The organism is Thalassolituus marinus (assembly GCF_020320395.1).
Classification (GTDB): Bacteria; Pseudomonadota; Gammaproteobacteria; order Pseudomonadales; family Oceanobacteraceae; genus Venatoribacter; species Venatoribacter marinus.
Map to the genome: position 1 here is coordinate 1 of NZ_JAEDAH010000036.1, position 16,493 is coordinate 16,493.

Here is a 16,493-nt window from a genome sequence, read left to right on the forward strand (position 1 = left end):
GTTTTTTCTATTGTGTGGTAACAACAGAATAACACTTGGAATCAGGCTTTTTCATTTGCTGCCCCAAACTGTGGGACAGCAGTGCACCTTCTGGTGGGTTTTTTGTTTCTGCCAGATTTTAATATTTGTTTTATCACTAGCGATGGCGCTTCTGCCGACTGCTGGTGATTTTAATGACTTATTTAATATTAAGGTTTCATGACATGTTGGTCATTTCAAATGCCGTCTGTCCGTATTGGTGATTTCCGTGTCCGCATAAGACAGTGACAATATCCTGCGGATAATATTTAAAATCTGACTCTTGCAAATATGTCATAAAAGTCTTGGAAATTGCTCAAAAATAGTGGGTTGATCTCTGGCACTTACGTATGGCTTTGACTTATTATCCGCCGTACTGAGGTGACAAAAACAAAAAATACTCAGTTTAAAGATTAAGCCTTTTGCTTGGTGTTTTTGTTCTCGTCACAATCAGGGATGTTGTTATGTTCGCGATACATTATCCGCGCCGTACACTGGTGTGGGTATTTCTTTTGTTGTTGGTATTAATGGCAGGTCTGCCGAAGCTGGCGCTTCAGTCGGATTTCCGCCTTTATTTTTCTTCCGACAATCCTCAGCTGATGGCTTTTGAGCAGGTCGAGCAGGCATTCAATAAGCAGGATACCCTGAGTTTTGTTTTATCCGTTAATAGCGGAGATTTATTGTCCGTTGCTGCACTCACGGAGATAAAAAAACTCACCGACGCGGCGTGGACATTACCTTATGTCCGTCGAGTTGACTCCCTGACTAATTATCAGCAGATCCGTAGCGATCAGGATGTTATTGAAGTCGCTGATTTTTTCACGGGCACGGAGACTGTGTGGTCCGCGACCGAAGCGTTGCGGTCTGTCCGCGACGATGCTGATCTGCTCAATCGTTATATCAATGCCGATGCCAGTCTGGGTCTGGTAGTAATGAGCCTGGATCTGCCGGGGGATAATCCACAGGCGACTTCTGAATTGGTTGGTGCTGCACGCCAGCTGCTGCATGACGCCGATCTTCAATCAGTAACGGTTGAATTATTCGGCAGTGCGGTGATTAACCTTGCACTGCAGGAGGCGGTGGAGCGGGATATGGCCGCTTTAATTCCGGGCAGTTATCTGCTGATTTTTGCCGGACTTTTCCTCCTGACACGGTCGCTGGCCGGCAGCATGCTGGCGCTGGGTATTACCTTGCTGACCATCATGGCGACATTCGGCGCCTATGGCTGGGCGTTCGCAGGCAGTAATGGTATTGCGGTACTGACGCCCGTTGTCGGCGTGGTGCCGAGCATGATTATGATTGTGGTGATTGCCGACTGTCTGCATCTGCTGTCGTCCTATCAGCACTATTTGCGTGAAGGGCTACAGCAGTCGGCAGCTTTGGAGCAAACCCTGCGTATTAACAGTCGCCCGGTATGGATTACCTCGATTACTACGGCGGTCGGATTGTTGTGCCTGAATTTCAGCGAATCACCACCATATCGTGATCTGGGTAATCTGGTGGCATTCGCCGCAATGCTGGCGGCTTTGTTAAGCGTTACTGCTTTTATCGCCGTGCTGGCGATACTGCGTCCTCCTGCTCACCGTAAATTGCCAGGGCGTGTGATCAGTGCTGCACTGGCGGATTTCAGCCAGCGCGTCCTGCTGGCACATCCGCTGCGTTCTCTGCTGTTGTTGTTACTGCTGGCGACCACAGCTGCAGCCGGTATGTCCAGGCTGGCGTTTAACGAGCAGTGGCATCGCTATTACGATGAAACGTTCGCGGTACGTCAGGTTCTGGATAAACAGGATGAACAGCTTCATGGTGTTAATTTTATTCAGTACCGCATAGAGGCGGCTGATGGCGGCACGCTTTATCGAACTGAGGTAATGCACCAGCTGCAACAGTTCGCAGACTATCTGGATCATCAGCCTCAGACAGGCTTCACTGACAGTGTTCACCGCCCCTTATTAACGCTGAATAAAGCGTTGCATGCTGGCGATGAGGCTTTTTACCGTATACCTGCCAATGACGATGCTGTCGCGCAAACTATGTTGCTGTATGAAATGTCGCTGCCTGCCGGTATGGGCCTTAATGAGCGCATTACGCTGGATCAGAGTGCAACCCGCCTGACGGTTAATCTGCACAAGCAAAGTTCAGGGCAGCTGATTCAGTTTGATGAGCAGGCCCGTCTGTGGGCCGCAACGAATACACCGGCGTTGCGGATTCAGCCAGGCACCGGACTGGATATGGTGTTCGCCTGGATATCCGATCGCAACAGCATCAGTTTATTTAAGGGCACGCTACTGGCACTGGTGCTGATTTCTGCGCTGATGCTGTTTGTCCTGCGCTCATGGAGGCTGGCGCTGATCAGCCTGATACCCAATATTCTGCCGGCACTGATGGCCTATGGTTTATGGGGCTACTGGGTTGGCCAGGTGGATCTTGGTTTATCCATTGTTGCTTGTATGAGTCTCGGCCTGGTGGTCGACGATACGGTTCATTTTCTCAGTAAATATCAGCTGGCCCGCCGTCAGGGTGAGAGTGCAGAAGGCGCTGTACGTTATGCCTTTGCCACCGTTGGCACGGCCATGCTGGTTACCAGTGTGATTCTCGCGGCCGGATTTGCCTTATTGTTGTTGTCACCCTTTTCTCCGACCTGGGGTATGGGGGGACTGATGGCGCTTACTGTGGTGCTGGCGCTGGCTGCTGACCTGCTTTTATTACCTTTGCTGCTGGTACTGTCTGATCGCCAGCCTCTGTCAATTTCCAAGGACTAACCCATGAATCAAGTTGTAGCGGATTCCGGCTCTGCGCTGGTGAAGCGCATTCTGGCGTGGATGGACGAACGCTTTCCTGTCGCCAATGCACTGCTGTTTTTTATTTTGTATCTGGTAACGGCCAGTGTTGCCCGTGCAGATGACTGGTACCTGGGTTGGCTGGATGTTGCTGCCTGTGTTGTTACCTGGTCGCTGTTTCTGGTTATCCGTATTTTCGACGAACACAAAGATTATGAACTGGATGTACTGAACCACCCACAGCGTGTACTGCAAAGCGGCCAGATTACACTCAGACATCTGAAAATACTGGGCGCTCTGGCGGTTACGCTGCAGGTTGCTTTCAGTTTTTATCTGGGGCTGCCGGTGCTCTGGGTCTGGTTACTTATGTTTGTATATCTTTGCCTGATGGGCGCTGAGTTTTTCTGTGGCGCCTGGCTTGAAAAGCGCCTGCTGATTTATGCACTCAGTCATATGGCCATCATGCCTCTGATCGTTATCTGGTTAGCCTGTATGGCACAGCCAGGACAATCGCTGGCGGCTTTCACCAGTGGCGCCATGCTCAGCATGATGGCGTTGTCGTTTGTCAGTGGCTTCTGTTTTGAAATTACCCGTAAAACCCGCGGCCCGGAAGAAGAGCGTGAAACGGTCGACTCCTATACGAAAATTCTGGGAGTCAGTGGAGCTGCCCGACTGGTGCAGGCTCTGATTACCCTGATGCTTATCTGTCAGTGGTCGCTGCTTTATTTCCTGCCAGTGGTGGCGGGCTGGGTTTATGCCCTGTTACTGGCAATTCCGGCGCTGTTTGCGCTGAAGTCAGTGCAGAAGTTTTTGCAGCAACCTTCACTGGAAGCTCGCGAAAGTAATGAGAAAGCCGTCGCTCTGGCGATGTTGTCCGGCTACCTTTTGCTGATTATTGCCATGGCAATCAGCAGCGCTGTCATGGAGTAAGCGCAATGCAGAAAGCACGTATTTATACCACCCCGGCCCGTTATACCTTTACCGCAGAGCATGAAGCGACGGCAGCGCTTAATCTTGGTGAGCAGTCCTTGCCTGCTGAGCCGCTGGATGTGTCGCGCCACTATCTCTGTGTGCTTTGCGACAGTGACGCGCATCTGAAACCCGGCGATACGGTGGCGCAGGTAAAAGTCAGTCTTTATGGCCGCCACTATGTCTTCCACAACCTGCAGGTAGAAAAGCGTGCAGAGACGGCCAACAATCGCAAAGTACGCCTGGTCCTGCAGTCTGACGATCACGATGAAACCCCTCGTCTGTTATGGGAGCTGAGCTATGCCGTGCGCAAGGTGCGCGAGTGTGACAGCGAAGAACAGTATGATGAGCTGACCCTGCCGAAAGTGCCGGCACGTGGTGTGTATACCGAAGATGCCCGTTTGCAGCGTCTGGCATTTGTGCGCAACGAAACCGGTGCCGCTCTGGAGCAGGTTGCACAGAACACGCTGGACCCGACGGCTCTGGTATCGAATATCGAAGCTTTTATCGGCACCGTTGAAATCCCGGTTGGAGTCGCTGGTCCGCTGCATATCTGTGGCGAACATGCGCGTGGTTTGTTTTACGCGCCGATGGCGACCTCAGAAGGTGCGCTGGTTGCATCTGCCACTCGTGGCGCGACTGCTATTTCGCGCAGCGGCGGCGTTAATGTGCGGGTGCTGGGGCAGCGTATGTTACGTGTACCGGTGTTTTCGCTCGGCAGTCTGTCGGCCGCTATGTTCTTTGCCGAATGGGTAAAAGATCATAAGCAGGATATTGCGGCACAGACGCGGAAATATTCCAACTACGCTAACCTGGTTGATGTTCGTGCCGAGCTGGTGGGGCACGCTGTGCATGTTCAGTTTGCCTACGAAACCGGCGATGCTGCTGGTCAGAACATGACGACGACCTGTACCTGGCAGGCGTGTCAGTGGATTCTGGCAGAAATGCAGCATTATCCGCATATTGAATTCGAAAACTTTCTTATCGAAGCCAACCTGTCGAACGACAAAAAAGTGACCTACAACTCCTTCCTGCAGGGGCGGGGTATTCGCGTACTGGCGGAATGTACTCTGACGGATGAAATCTGTCAGAAAGTGCTGAAGATCAGCGCGCAGAAGTTGTTCAGTGCCTACAACCAGTTTGTCGGAGGCAGTATTGCTGCTGGTATGGTCGGCATCAATATTAATATCGCCAACGTTATTGCTGCCATGTTTACCGCCACCGGGCAGGATATTGCCTGTGTACATGAATCAGCCATCGGCCAATTACATATGGAGATGACTGCCGACGGAGACATTTATGCGGCAATGCGCTTACCGGGACTGGTAGTAGGTAGCATTGGTGGTGGCACACGTTTGCCACAACAACGTGAATGTCTGGAAATGATGGGATGCGCCGGTGCTGGCAGCGCTCATAAACTGGCGGAGGTTATAGCCTCCTTCTGTCTGGCACTGGATTTGTCTACGTTGTCTGCCATTGCCAGTGATCAGTTTGCCCGTGCGCATGAAAAACTCGGACGCAATCGTCCGGTTGAATGGCTGAAAGCAGCTGATCTGGATACGGCCTTTTTTAATCGGGCGATGAAAAATACCTTTGGTGATGCTGCACAGGTTGAAGCGGTTGATGAGATACGTCTGAATCAGAAAGGCAGCAGTATTATCACTGAATTAACAGCGCATAAAATCAACAAGCTGGTCGGACACTTTCCTTTCAATCTGACGCTGGCAGAACAGTCTGAGCCGTTGGCCGTTATGGTGAAAGTGAAGCCGCTGGATGACGAAGTTATTCTGATGCTGAACAGCATGGCAGCAATGTGTGATGCCCGCCTGGCTCATGCCTATAACGAATACCGCGATCAGTTAGGTTTTAAAGGGTGTCATACCCGTGAGCTGGCCATTATGGCGCAGGACGATGAACGCTTTGCCCGCCATATGCCGCGCACGTATCTGAGCTGGCAGGACGACAGCCGTGAAGCCTACGTTCTGGTGCAGGAGCTGCTGCAGGATATGGAGCTCATGGACAGTGCCGATGACACCCGCAGCTGGACGACAGAGCATCTTAATGCGGCGGTGGATGGACTGGCTGAGATGCACAGTGTCTGGTATGGCCGCGAAGATGAATTACTGAAAACCGGCTGGGTATCGCATGTGCCAACGCGTGAATCCATGCTGGAGAAAACCCGCTTATGGGAAATGCTCGGTGCGCATGCCATTCAGGAATTTCCGGAGTGGTTCAGCGATGCTGATATGTCGCGTTTCCGCGACCGTGTTTACAGTCTCGGTGACTGGTATGCGGAAATCGATGCCATGCCGAAAACCCTGATTCACAATGATTTTAATCCACGCAACATTGCTTTCCGACGCAATGGTGAAGAGTTGCGTCTGTGTGCCTATGACTGGGAATTAGCCACGCTGCATTTGCCACAGCACGATCTGGCGGAGCTGCTGATTTTTACTCTGCAACCGGATTTCAATCAGGATGAAGTTGAAGCGCTGATTGAACGTCATCGCCTTAAGCTACAGCAGTGTAGCGGACAGATAATTGATGCTGAGCAGTGGCGTCGTGGTGTGACTCTGTGTCTGTGGGATCTGGCGGTATGCCGTGTACCTATGTATGTCATGGCGCATACCTTCCGTCATTACCCGTTTATGGCGCGTGTACTGGCGACTTTCCGCCGTTTGCTGGATAACGAAGTTGAGAGGTTGCTATGCGCTACTGTCTGAGTCAGCGTCAGGCTTCTGCTGAAACCATCAGTCAGTTGGGTGGTAAAGCATTTAACCTGGCATTTCTGCATCGCCACGGCGCCCTGGTTCCGGATTTCTGGGTATTACCGGTGGCTGCGTTTGAGCATCAGTGTGCGCCTCTGATCGACTGGATTGACGAGCAATTAAAACCACTGACTGCTGAAAGTGACAGCAACGATATTCAGGTAGTTGCTGAACGAATCCAGCAGGCCATTCTGGCCAGCGAACTGAACCAGGATATTGCCTCCGCTCTGGATGCCGTACACGGTATCGACGAAGGGTACTGGGCGGCACGCTCATCGGTGGTGGGGGAGGATGGTCATGATGCCTCATTCGCCGGGCAGATGGACTCCTGTCTGTATCTGACGGGCCGTGCTGCACTGGCCGGTGGCATTCTGACGGTGATGCAGAGTGCATTTAATGCACGCGCGCTGGCGTACCGTCTGCAGAAAGGTATTGGTCTGCAGCAGGTCAGAGTGGCAGTGATTATTCAGCGCATGATTAATGCCGACAGTGCCGGGGTTATGTTTACTGCGAATCCGGTGAATGGCAATCGGCGCCAGACATTGATTTCTGCGACCTGGGGCTGTGGTGAGGGGCTGGTCTCCGGTATCTGCAACAGCGATGAATTTGTTCTCAATGAGTTGGGTGACGTTACAGAGCAGACTCTGGGTGATAAAGATCTGGAGCTGGTACTGGACACTGCCAGCGGACAGGGCACGGCGGAAAGAGCGGTAGAAGATGCTCGCCGTCAGCAGCCATGTCTGAGCATCACGCAGCTGCAGCAGTTACGTGAAGAAGGTCAGGCAATCGCGCGCTGGTATGGTAAGCCGCAGGATATTGAATGGTGTTACAGCGAAGGAAGGCTGTGGATTCTTCAGGCACGTCCGGTAACGGCGTTACCGCGCACTGCGCAAACCACCGACTGTCTGAAAGTTTGGGATAACTCGAATATTCAGGAGTCCTACTGCGGCGTCACAACACCGCTGACGTTCAGCTTTGCCAACCAGGCGTACAAAACGGTCTACGAGCAGACGCTGCGTATTCTCGGAGTGCGCGAGCAGGTCATCAGTGAGCATCAGGATATGCTGAATAATATGCTTGGGCTGATTCATGGCCGGGTGTATTACAACATTAATAACTGGTATCGCGGTCTGCTGTTTCTGCCATCGTTCAAGGCCAATAAGGCCGATATGGAGCGCATGATGGGGCTGGAAGATCCGGTGGATTTTATTCAGCCACCGGAACTCAGCACCGGCGATAAATTACGTCGTTTGCCACAAATGATCCGCGCATTTTCTCGCTTGCTGTCGGCCTTCCGGGTGATGGAATCCAAAGCGACGGAATTTCGTACGGAGTTTTCCCGGGTTTATGCCTCGGTTCCGCGCAGCACGCTGCATACGCTGTCGCTGAGTGAACTGGTACAGCTTACACGCTACCTTGATGAGCAGTTGCTGAAGAACTGGACAACACCGATTCTCAACGATTTTTACGTCATGATGATGAACGGTAAGGTGCACCGTCAGTTGAGCGGGCTGGGTATTGAGCATATTGAAACAGTACAGAATCAGCTGCTGTCCGGTGAGGAGGGGATAGAAAGTACCGAACCAACCAAGTGGATTCTGGCGTTGTGTGATGATCTGCGACGCATGCCGGAGCTACAGGACGTCATCCTGTCACTGCCTGCTGAGCAATTACATGCCTGGTTGCAGGTTAATGAGCCTGCAATTTATGAGCGTTGTCTGGAGTACATTGAGCGCTATGGCGATCGTGTAATGGGTGAGCTGAAACTGGAATCCATCAGCCTGCGCCAGGACCCGGCGTTCTTCTATCAGGTGCTTAAGAACTTCCTCGGGCGTGACGATCTGACGCTGGCAACATTGTCAGCCAATGAAGCACGTTATCGGGCGGAAGCGGAACAGCAGGTCTTCAGTCGCCTGCGTGGCGGCTTGGCTAAACGTCGTTTTATTCGTGATCTTGCTCGTTTGCGCGAAGCCATTCGTAATCGTGAGAATATGCGTCTGGCCAGAACCCGCATGTTTGGTTTATATCGTGACATCTATCGGGAAATGGGCCAGCAGCTGGCATTCAGTGGTCAGCTGGCTGAGGCGGAAGATATTTTTTATCTGACTCGCGAAGAAATTGAAGCTGCTCATGATGGTCGCTCAGTCACCACTAATATTGCCGGTCTGGTGGCCCTGCGCCGCGAAGAGTTTGCAGGCTGGCACGCCGCTGAAACGCCTCATCATTTTTACACCTGGGGGATGGTCAGCGAAAACCGTTATGAATATCCCCACGCTCAGGAAGAACTTGCCGATAACAGTCCGACATTAAAGGGCACTGGCTGCTACCCGGGTATTGTAGAGCAGCCTGTACGGCTTATTTTTTCGCCGCAGGATGAGTTATCGCTGGATGGACAAATCCTTTGTACGGTTCGTACCGACCCGGGCTGGGCACCGTTATTTCCGACAGCCGGCGGTATTCTGGTTGAGCGTGGTTCAACGCTGTCGCATTCGGCGGTGGTTGCGCGTGAATTAGGTATTCCGGCGATTGTTGGAATCCCTGGTCTGACCCGGATGCTGAACAATCAGGAAATAGTGCGCATGGACGGCAGCAGTGGTGTGATCACCCGCCTGTCCTTGCCGCTGGACGACAGTGCTGCGCAGGCACCTGTGGAGTGCAGTGATGTGGTGTAAGGTCATTGATCAGACGACAGCTGCAGAGCAGGCATTAACCGCGGATGATCCGTTTTTCGCCGTTGCCCGCGCCGTTTATTCTGGCAATGAACTGTGGCCAGGTGAATCAGAGCAGGCAATAGTGCGTCAGTTTTCACCGTCGTCTGACTGGTTTTGTGACGGTGGCATTGCCTGGCTTGGCTGTGTCGAGCAGTCGCGTCTGGCCGGATTCTATTCCGCTAATTGCCGGATTGACGGCGAGGCTGTGGCTTACTTCGGCTTCTGGGAAAGCGCTCCAGAGACACAGCATAACCAGACTTTGTTTGCCGGATTTGAGCGCTGGGCGAAGGAGCAGGGTGCTCAGCGTGTTTATGGCCCGATTAATTTTACGACCTATCAGTCGTACCGGATAAAACTGTCTGACTTCGATCAGCGTCCGTTTATCGGTGAACCGTTTAATCCGGACTATTATCCTGCATTGCTGGCCGATGTCGGCTATGACGTTCATTATCGCTATTTCACACACATTAATGATGATCTTGCCGAGCTGGCTCAGCGTATTGCCCCTGTACTGCAGCAAGGGCTTGAGAAAAGTAAGGGGCTGTTTACCCTGAGTCGTCTTGACGGAGAGACCTGGCTCAATAACCTACCTGAACTGTACCCACTGGTCGATCGTATTTTTCAGCAAAACTTTGCTTACACCCCGATTTCTTTCGCTCAGTTTGAAGCTGCCTGTGGTGAACCTTTTGCTAAAAAACTGTGTCCGCAAAGTTCGGTGATGGCGCGGGATGAAAAGGGTGATATTGCCGGATTTTTTCTTTGTTACCCGGATTACAGTGAACTGCTGGCAGTCGAACCTGATATTGCGCCTGGCGATCTGAATTACAGTGAGCATTTTAATCGTATTCCGGGACGTCGTCTGGCATTAGCCAAAACTGGTGGTGTCCACCCCGACTACCGTAAAGCCGGATTGTTCACCCTGATGTCGATGCAGTTGACGCTGTGGGCCGCTCCTCACTACCAGCGTGTCGCGGGGGCGATGGTGCGCGAAGACAACCCATCCCGTCAGTACGCCAGTCACGGTGATTTAGTCCGCGAATATGCGCTTTTTACTCGTGCTTTAACCGAGGATGCTGGCGATGAATGCTGATGTTCCTTTGTTAAATAATCACAATTTTATCTGGCGTTTTCTGCGCTGTGCACAACAGCAGCCGGATAAAACAGCCATCGTTTTCACTGCCGATTCGGGTACAGATGAGGACAGTATTTCTTTTCAGGGCATGCACCGGGAAGCGGCATACTGGCAGGCTTTTTTCTATGCAAAGAATCTGCAGCCGGGAGATAGGGTCGTACTGGCGATAGCGCCGGGTATTCTGCTTTATACACTGATTACCGGTTTGCTGGCCGCGGGCATGGTACCTGTATTTATTGATGCCGGTATGGGGCGCAGGAAAGTACGCCAGGCGTTGCAGGATGCAAACGCCAGTGCGGTCATTTCGTCACTGGCGGTGTTGCGCTGGTTCTGGCTGATTCCAGAGCTGCGCGGTTGTCAGCGTTTTGCCGTTGATGGCTTCTTCCCGGGTGTACGTCGCTTACCTGTGGCACAGGCGGTGGGTGCTCGCGATGATCGTACGCGTCAGTTGCGACTGATCGATGGCGGGCGGCATGCGCATGGATTGATCTCATTTACCTCGGGCAGTACCGGTAGGCCGAAGGGCGCCGATCGCACACATGACAGTCTGCAGCAGCAACATCAGGCCATTCGTGCCCACTGGCCGGACGCGGTGGATGACGTGGACTGTCCCTGCTTTCCGGTAATGGTGCTGCACAATCTGAGTTGCGGTATGACCAGTGTCATGCCAGCAGTGAACTTTGCGGCGCCGGGGGAATTGTCACAAGAGCAGGCCGCCAGAACCGTCGCGGCACTGCAGCAATGGCGGGTGACCCGGGTCAGTGGTGCACCGGCTTATATGTCGGCGCTGTGCGATTATCTGCATGCACAACAGCTGGTTATGGAGCAGGTCCGCAGCGTCATTGTTGGCGGTGCCACGGTCAGTCGTACTCTCGCCGGCAAAATTCAGCAGTGCTTCCCCAACGCCTGGGGCCGCATTGCTTACGGTTCGACCGAGGCTGAACCGGTGGCTGCGGTGACGCTGGAAGATTACCTGCAGGCCGATGGCGCTGCGGGATATCTGGTGGGGGCACCGGTCGAAGGTACAGAAGTGCTGATCAGTCATAGCCTGCCAGCGGATCATGCTACGGAAGATATGGTTACGCAGGGGCAGTGTCAGCCCTATGAGTGCGGCGAGATTCTGGTGGCAGGGCTGCATGTGTTACGTGGTTATGTGAACCATCCGCAGGCGGAAGCGGAGAATAAGATCCCGCGCAACGGTTCTTTGTATCCGGTCTGGCATCGTACCGGCGATACCGGTTTTTTTGATTCTGACGGTCGCCTGTGGCTCACCGGGCGAGTCAGAGATCTGATTCGCTGTGGTGAGCTGGTCATTCAACCGCTGGTGGTCGAGCAGCAACTGGATGTGCTCGAAGGTGTTCAGCGTTGCGCTCTGGTGCAGAGTAGCGAGGGTAAGCTGCTGCTGTTCATTCAGAGTGAAAAGACACTGGCGGAACTTATGCCTGTGGTCAGGCCGCTGCTGATGGAGGCGGGTATAGCGTCACTGACGCTGAAGCGTTTAGCCAGAATGCCGGTTGATAGTCGCCATAACAGCAAACTGGATCGTCCTCTGCTGCGCGAAGACGCATCGTCACTCTCTGTTCTGGAGCATCATCATGTCCTCTGCTGAACCGGTTTCATCTGCACCAGCTGCCGCCAGTGACTGGCTTATCCGACTGAATCGTGCCGATCTGATTACGCTGGCCAGTGTTCCGTTGTGCGGCATCGCCCTGATGTGTGCTTTGCAACAGCAGTTATTCAGTGCCCTTGGCTGGTTGTTTCTGGCTATGACTGCGGATGCAATGGATGGCGTATATGCCCGACGCTGGGGACTGACACGAGAGTTTGGCCGTTATCTCGACGGCTTTATGGATGTACTGATCTACCTCGCGATGCCTGCGCTGATACTGGTGCAATGGGGGATGACTGGCTGGTGGGCCTGGGTGCTGATTCCATTTGTCATGGCGGGCTGTATCCGTCTGGCGGTGTTCAATCAGTCGGGTAACATCCAGCGCGGCAGTCAGCTGGCGTATGCGGGGATGCCGGTATTCTGGAGTTTGCTGCTGATTACTCCGCTGCTGCTGCTGCAAGCCATCCTGCCAGCCACTTTTAAGCCACTGTTTCAGCTGGTGCTCTGCCTGGTGCTGCTGGTGTTCTCTGTGCAGATGGTGCGTGCACGTCCTTTCTTTAAGTTCACGTCGGTTCGTCAGATGCTGAGTATCACTCTTGGCGGCTTTATTCTGACCACGCTGATGGCTGCGTATGTGCACGAAGAGATGACGCTGGGTTCAGCTTTGCTGGCGGCGTTATACCTGCAGGTTCCTGTCGTGATTGGTGGTGTGGCCCATATGTGGTGTGTCAGTCATAACCTGCTGCCGGCTCTGGTTCGCCCGCTGCACAGAGCTTACTTCGGTGCCAATAAAACCTGGCGCGGTCTGATACTGGTGCCGCTGCTGACAGCCGCAGGTGCGCTGCTGTTATCGCCGGTTGAGTGGTTGCTGGCTGCCATCGGCGTGACGACACCGCTGGCGGGCCACAGCTTGCTGGCCACCGGTCTGGTGGCGGGTCTTGGCTATGTTGTCGGGGAACTGCCCAACTCCTTTTACAAGCGCCGGCTGGGGATTGCTGCCGGCGAAGTGCCGGAGCAGCGGAAGTACTGGTTTATAGCCCTGGATCAGGTCGACTCCGCTGTCGGTGTCGCGCTTGCCTATATGTTATGGCTGCCGCTGCACAGCCCTGTACTGGTGTTCTATGTGCTGACCTTTCCGCTGGTGGCGTTACTGGTAAAACAATGGCTGTACAGTAAGCAGTTGAAAAACAGTGCGACCTGAAGCAAACGCCTGTGCTGATGCGGCCTGCGGCCTGATTGACGCGGATTATTGCTTGTTTTAGAGGTTCAGTTTTTATACACTACGCGCCCTTTTTAGGCCCCGTGTGTCTGGAGGCTGCCCGAATACGGGTAGATTCGGGACTCACGGGATGATGAACGACAGGCGATCTCAAAACCTGTCACTCGATAAAACGATCGGAGTGATCTGACATATGGTAGTAATCCGTTTGGCCCGTGGTGGCTCTAAAAAACGTCCTTTTTATCACATTAACGTAGCTGATGCGCGCGCACCTCGTGACGGTCGCTTTATCGAGCGCGTTGGGTTCTTCAACCCTGTTGCTCGTGGCCAGGAAGAGGCTGTTCGTGTTGATCTGGAGCGCGTTGAGTACTGGATCGGCAAAGGCGCACAGCCAACTGACCGTGTAGCCAAGTTACTGAAAGACGCTAAGAAAGCTCAGGCTTAATTGGCGCGGACGGAGAATTGATGTTGGCAGAGCAGGTGGATAACCAGGACATTACCGTACTGGGTAAAGTAACCACTGCATTTGGTATCAAAGGCTGGGTGAAGGTTTATTCTTACACCGATCCTATGACCAATATCCTTGAGTACAAAAGCTGGCTGTTACGTATTAATGGTCAGTGGAAGCCAGTCAAGGTTGTCGGCAGCAAGCTCCAGACCAAAGGGTTAGCGGTAGCCCTCGAAGGTGTTAACGATCGAGATCAGGCTCTGGCTCTGCGCCAGGTTGAGATCGGCGTTCCTACCAGCGACTTACCGGAACCCGATGAAGATGAATATTATTGGTTCCAACTCGAAGGCCTGAAAGTGGTTAACACTCAGGGCGTGGTACTGGGCCAGGTAGAAGAACTGTTTGATTCCGGTGGCGGTAATCAGGTGCTTAAAGTCGGTCCTTGCGAAGGCAGCATCGACAAAGCGCAACGTCTGATCCCTTATGCGGAAGCAATCGTTCTTGAGGTTGATCTGGAAAGCAGTGAAATCCAGGTTGACTGGGAAGCGGATTTTTAACCGGTGTGGTTTGGAGTTATCTCGCTTTTTCCTGAAATGTTCAGCGCACTCACCGAACAAGGTGTCAGTGGCCGGGCGATTAAACAGGGCAAAGTGAGCGTTCAGAGCTGGAATCCTCGTGATTTCACTGACGATAACTACCAGACTGTGGACGATCGTCCTTACGGTGGTGGTCCTGGAATGCTGATGAAAATTCAGCCGTTACAGGATGCTATCCGGGCTGCCAGAGCGGCAGCAGGCGACGGTGCTAAGGTGATTTACATGTCACCTCAGGGCCGTAAGCTGGATCAGCAAGGGGTGCTTGAGCTTGCTCAGCGCGACAAACTGATTCTGGTTGCCGGACGATACGAAGGTATCGATGAGCGTCTCATCGAGAACGAAATTGACGAGGAATGGTCCATCGGCGATTTCGTACTGAGCGGCGGCGAACTGCCTGCCATGACGCTGATGGATGCCGTGATCCGACTGGTTCCGGGAGTACTCGGACATGATCAGTCGGCACAGCAGGACTCCTTTATGGATGGTCTGCTGGATTGTCCGCATTACACACGTCCTGAAGTTTACGAAGGACAATCGGTACCGGAAGTGCTGCTCAGCGGCAACCACGAGAAAATCCGTCAGTGGCGTCTTAAACAGTCACTGGGTAGAACCTGGAAGCGCAGACCCGATTTACTGGAAGGTCTGGAACTGACAAACGAGCAACAAAGGTTATTGACAGAATACCTGCGTGAGAATGAACCCTCCGCGGACTGTTAAGGAGCATAGAATGAGCAACAAGAACCCAATCATTCAGCAAATTGAAAACGCACAGCTGAAAGACGCAGTACCAGCATTCGGCCCGGGCGACACTGTCGTTGTACAGGTTAAAGTTAAGGAAGGTAACCGTGAGCGTCTGCAGGCGTTTGAAGGCGTGGTTATCGGCAAACGTAACCGTGGTCTGAACTCTGCTTTCACCGTACGTAAAATCTCTCACGGTGTTGGTGTTGAGCGTACTTTCCAGACTCACAGCCCACTGGTTGACAGCATCTCTGTGAAACGTCGTGGTGACGTTCGTCAGGCGAAACTGTACTACCTGCGTGAGCGTAGCGGTAAGTCTGCACGTATCAAAGAAAAGGTATAAGCCTTTCTCTGATCGGAAAAACGGGCCTCTGGCCCGTTTTTTTATGCCCTCTGTCAGGCTGTCATCCCATACACACAATCGCCTGTTATACTCGGGCCTTTATCATCGCCGGAAAGCGTCCGGTGGAACTAACCGCTGCCCGGGGAATCTGACCCTGAGGACAAATCTAAGGTTGCAGTAGATGAAGAAGACAATGTTAGCCGCCGCGCTGGGTATGACGCTGGTGTTCGGGGCTCAGGCTCAGGTGGAGAATGCAGCGCCGGTTGCGCTGGAAAAGCAGGTTGAAAGCCGTCTGGTATCAGCATTCGGACCACGTCTGAAAGTCCGCGAAGTGGCGACTCTGGCCAATGGCCAGATTCTCGAAGTGGTGCTGACTGATGGCTCTGTCATGCATATGACGCCGGATATGAACGGATTCATCTACCGTGACGAACTGTATGAGCTGACGGCCGATGGCCCGCAGAACGTTACTCAGAACCGTAACAACCCTAAACGCGCTGAGAGCATGGCGGCAGTTAAAGACAGCGATACCGTCATCTTCGCTGCGCAGGGCGAGCAGAAAGGGATGATTAATGTGTTCACTGACATCGACTGCGGTTACTGTCAGAAACTGCATCAGGAAGTTCCGCGTCTGAACGAACTGGGTATTACTGTGCGCTATCTGGCCTATCCGCGTGCTGGCATCAAAGACCCACGCAGTGGCGATCTGACCGATTCCTACCGCAAGATCAATTACGTCTGGTGTGAAGGCGATCGTAAGGCCGCCATGAGCACTATGAAGAACACCCAGCGTGAGATGAACCAGCTGGGGCAGCGTTTACGCAATGGCGGTGCTGTGATGCTGCAGGACCAGTATCGTGCACTGGCTGCGCAAATGGACGACATGATGAACAAAGGCAAGGACTGCGACGCACCGATCGCGCAACAGTTTGAGCTGGGCCACGAAATGGGTGTAACCGGAACGCCTGCCATCATTACCGAAGATGGCCGTTTGTTCCCTGGTTATATGCCGGCCGATGAACTGGCTCGCCGCCTTGGCGCGATCTGATTTATTCAGGTTGCTGAAGAAACCGGCTGAGGCCCACTGCTGTCCCACAAATTTTTATTTGAACTTTTGTGAGATATTCCAGGCCCCTTGTCCTCATAGAGGGGCCTTACCCCTCTC

The 16,493-nt window shown here is 53.1% G+C and carries 13 protein-coding genes; all 13 read left to right on the forward strand.

Going from position 1 to position 16,493, the window contains the following annotated elements; translation table 11 throughout:
• Positions 1-202, forward strand: a 202-nt coding sequence (locus I9W95_RS07085; RefSeq protein ID WP_225673302.1) for a hypothetical protein, incomplete at its 5' end; no start/stop codon positions are given.
• Between the two features lie 280 nt (positions 203-482).
• On the forward strand, positions 483-2,777 hold the full coding sequence (locus tag I9W95_RS07090) for an efflux RND transporter permease subunit (RefSeq protein WP_225673304.1): 2,295 nt from the start codon (positions 483-485) through the stop codon (positions 2,775-2,777).
• Between the two features lie 3 nt (positions 2,778-2,780).
• Entirely contained in the window at positions 2,781-3,725 is a 945-nt protein-coding gene (locus I9W95_RS07095) for a UbiA family prenyltransferase (protein WP_225673306.1), read from the forward strand.
• A 5-nt stretch (positions 3,726-3,730) separates the two neighbouring features.
• Positions 3,731-6,487, forward strand: a complete 2,757-nt coding sequence (locus tag I9W95_RS07100; RefSeq protein WP_225673308.1) for a phosphotransferase — start codon at positions 3,731-3,733, stop codon at positions 6,485-6,487.
• Positions 6,472-9,204, forward strand: coding sequence for a phosphoenolpyruvate synthase (locus tag I9W95_RS07105; RefSeq protein ID WP_225673310.1), 2,733 nt, complete (start codon positions 6,472-6,474; stop codon positions 9,202-9,204). Before I9W95_RS07100 ends, I9W95_RS07105 begins: the two co-directional genes overlap by 16 nt.
• Positions 9,194-10,333: a hypothetical protein gene (locus I9W95_RS07110; protein WP_225673312.1), complete on the forward strand. Its 1,140-nt coding sequence runs from the start codon at positions 9,194-9,196 to the stop codon at positions 10,331-10,333. Before I9W95_RS07105 ends, I9W95_RS07110 begins: the two co-directional genes overlap by 11 nt.
• Positions 10,323-11,984: an AMP-binding protein gene (locus I9W95_RS07115; RefSeq protein ID WP_225673315.1), complete on the forward strand. Its 1,662-nt coding sequence runs from the start codon at positions 10,323-10,325 to the stop codon at positions 11,982-11,984. The genes I9W95_RS07110 and I9W95_RS07115 overlap by 11 nt, the downstream gene beginning before the upstream one ends.
• Positions 11,971-13,185: a CDP-archaeol synthase gene (locus tag I9W95_RS07120; RefSeq protein WP_225673317.1), complete on the forward strand. Its 1,215-nt coding sequence runs from the start codon at positions 11,971-11,973 to the stop codon at positions 13,183-13,185. Before I9W95_RS07115 ends, I9W95_RS07120 begins: the two co-directional genes overlap by 14 nt.
• Positions 13,186-13,396: 211 nt before the next feature.
• Positions 13,397-13,648 carry a 30S ribosomal protein S16 gene (gene rpsP / locus I9W95_RS07125; protein ID WP_225673319.1) on the forward strand — a complete coding sequence of 84 codons (252 nt, stop codon included), beginning with the start codon at positions 13,397-13,399 and terminating at the stop codon, positions 13,646-13,648.
• A 20-nt stretch (positions 13,649-13,668) separates the two neighbouring features.
• Positions 13,669-14,208, forward strand: a complete 540-nt coding sequence (gene rimM, locus I9W95_RS07130; protein ID WP_225673321.1) for a ribosome maturation factor RimM — start codon at positions 13,669-13,671, stop codon at positions 14,206-14,208.
• 3 nt (positions 14,209-14,211) lie between these two features.
• On the forward strand, positions 14,212-14,964 hold the full coding sequence (trmD, locus tag I9W95_RS07135) for a tRNA (guanosine(37)-N1)-methyltransferase TrmD (protein WP_225673323.1): 753 nt from the start codon (positions 14,212-14,214) through the stop codon (positions 14,962-14,964).
• A 10-nt stretch (positions 14,965-14,974) separates the two neighbouring features.
• A complete protein-coding gene (gene rplS / locus I9W95_RS07140; RefSeq protein WP_225673325.1) occupies positions 14,975-15,328 on the forward strand; it encodes a 50S ribosomal protein L19 in 354 nt (117 codons plus the stop codon).
• Between the two features lie 181 nt (positions 15,329-15,509).
• Entirely contained in the window at positions 15,510-16,376 is an 867-nt protein-coding gene (locus I9W95_RS07145; RefSeq protein ID WP_225673327.1) for a DsbC family protein, read from the forward strand.
• Positions 16,377-16,493 lie beyond the last annotated feature (117 nt).

Bases quoted from the DNA above. Each gene is read 5' to 3' on its own strand.
- I9W95_RS07105 (WP_225673310.1), top strand. From the start codon at position 6,472: ATGCGCTACTGTCTGAGTCAGCGTCAGGCTTCTGCTGAAACCATCAGT.
- rpsP (WP_225673319.1), top strand. From the start codon at position 13,397: ATGGTAGTAATCCGTTTGGCCCGTGGTGGCTCTAAAAAACGTCCTTTT.
- I9W95_RS07100 (WP_225673308.1), top strand. From the start codon at position 3,731: ATGCAGAAAGCACGTATTTATACCACCCCGGCCCGTTATACCTTTACC.
- I9W95_RS07090 (WP_225673304.1), top strand. From the start codon at position 483: ATGTTCGCGATACATTATCCGCGCCGTACACTGGTGTGGGTATTTCTT.
- I9W95_RS07110 (WP_225673312.1), top strand. From the start codon at position 9,194: ATGTGGTGTAAGGTCATTGATCAGACGACAGCTGCAGAGCAGGCATTA.
- I9W95_RS07115 (WP_225673315.1), top strand. From the start codon at position 10,323: ATGAATGCTGATGTTCCTTTGTTAAATAATCACAATTTTATCTGGCGT.
- rplS (WP_225673325.1), top strand. From the start codon at position 14,975: ATGAGCAACAAGAACCCAATCATTCAGCAAATTGAAAACGCACAGCTG.
- I9W95_RS07095 (WP_225673306.1), top strand. From the start codon at position 2,781: ATGAATCAAGTTGTAGCGGATTCCGGCTCTGCGCTGGTGAAGCGCATT.
- I9W95_RS07120 (WP_225673317.1), top strand. From the start codon at position 11,971: ATGTCCTCTGCTGAACCGGTTTCATCTGCACCAGCTGCCGCCAGTGAC.
- rimM (WP_225673321.1), top strand. From the start codon at position 13,669: ATGTTGGCAGAGCAGGTGGATAACCAGGACATTACCGTACTGGGTAAA.
- I9W95_RS07145 (WP_225673327.1), top strand. From the start codon at position 15,510: ATGAAGAAGACAATGTTAGCCGCCGCGCTGGGTATGACGCTGGTGTTC.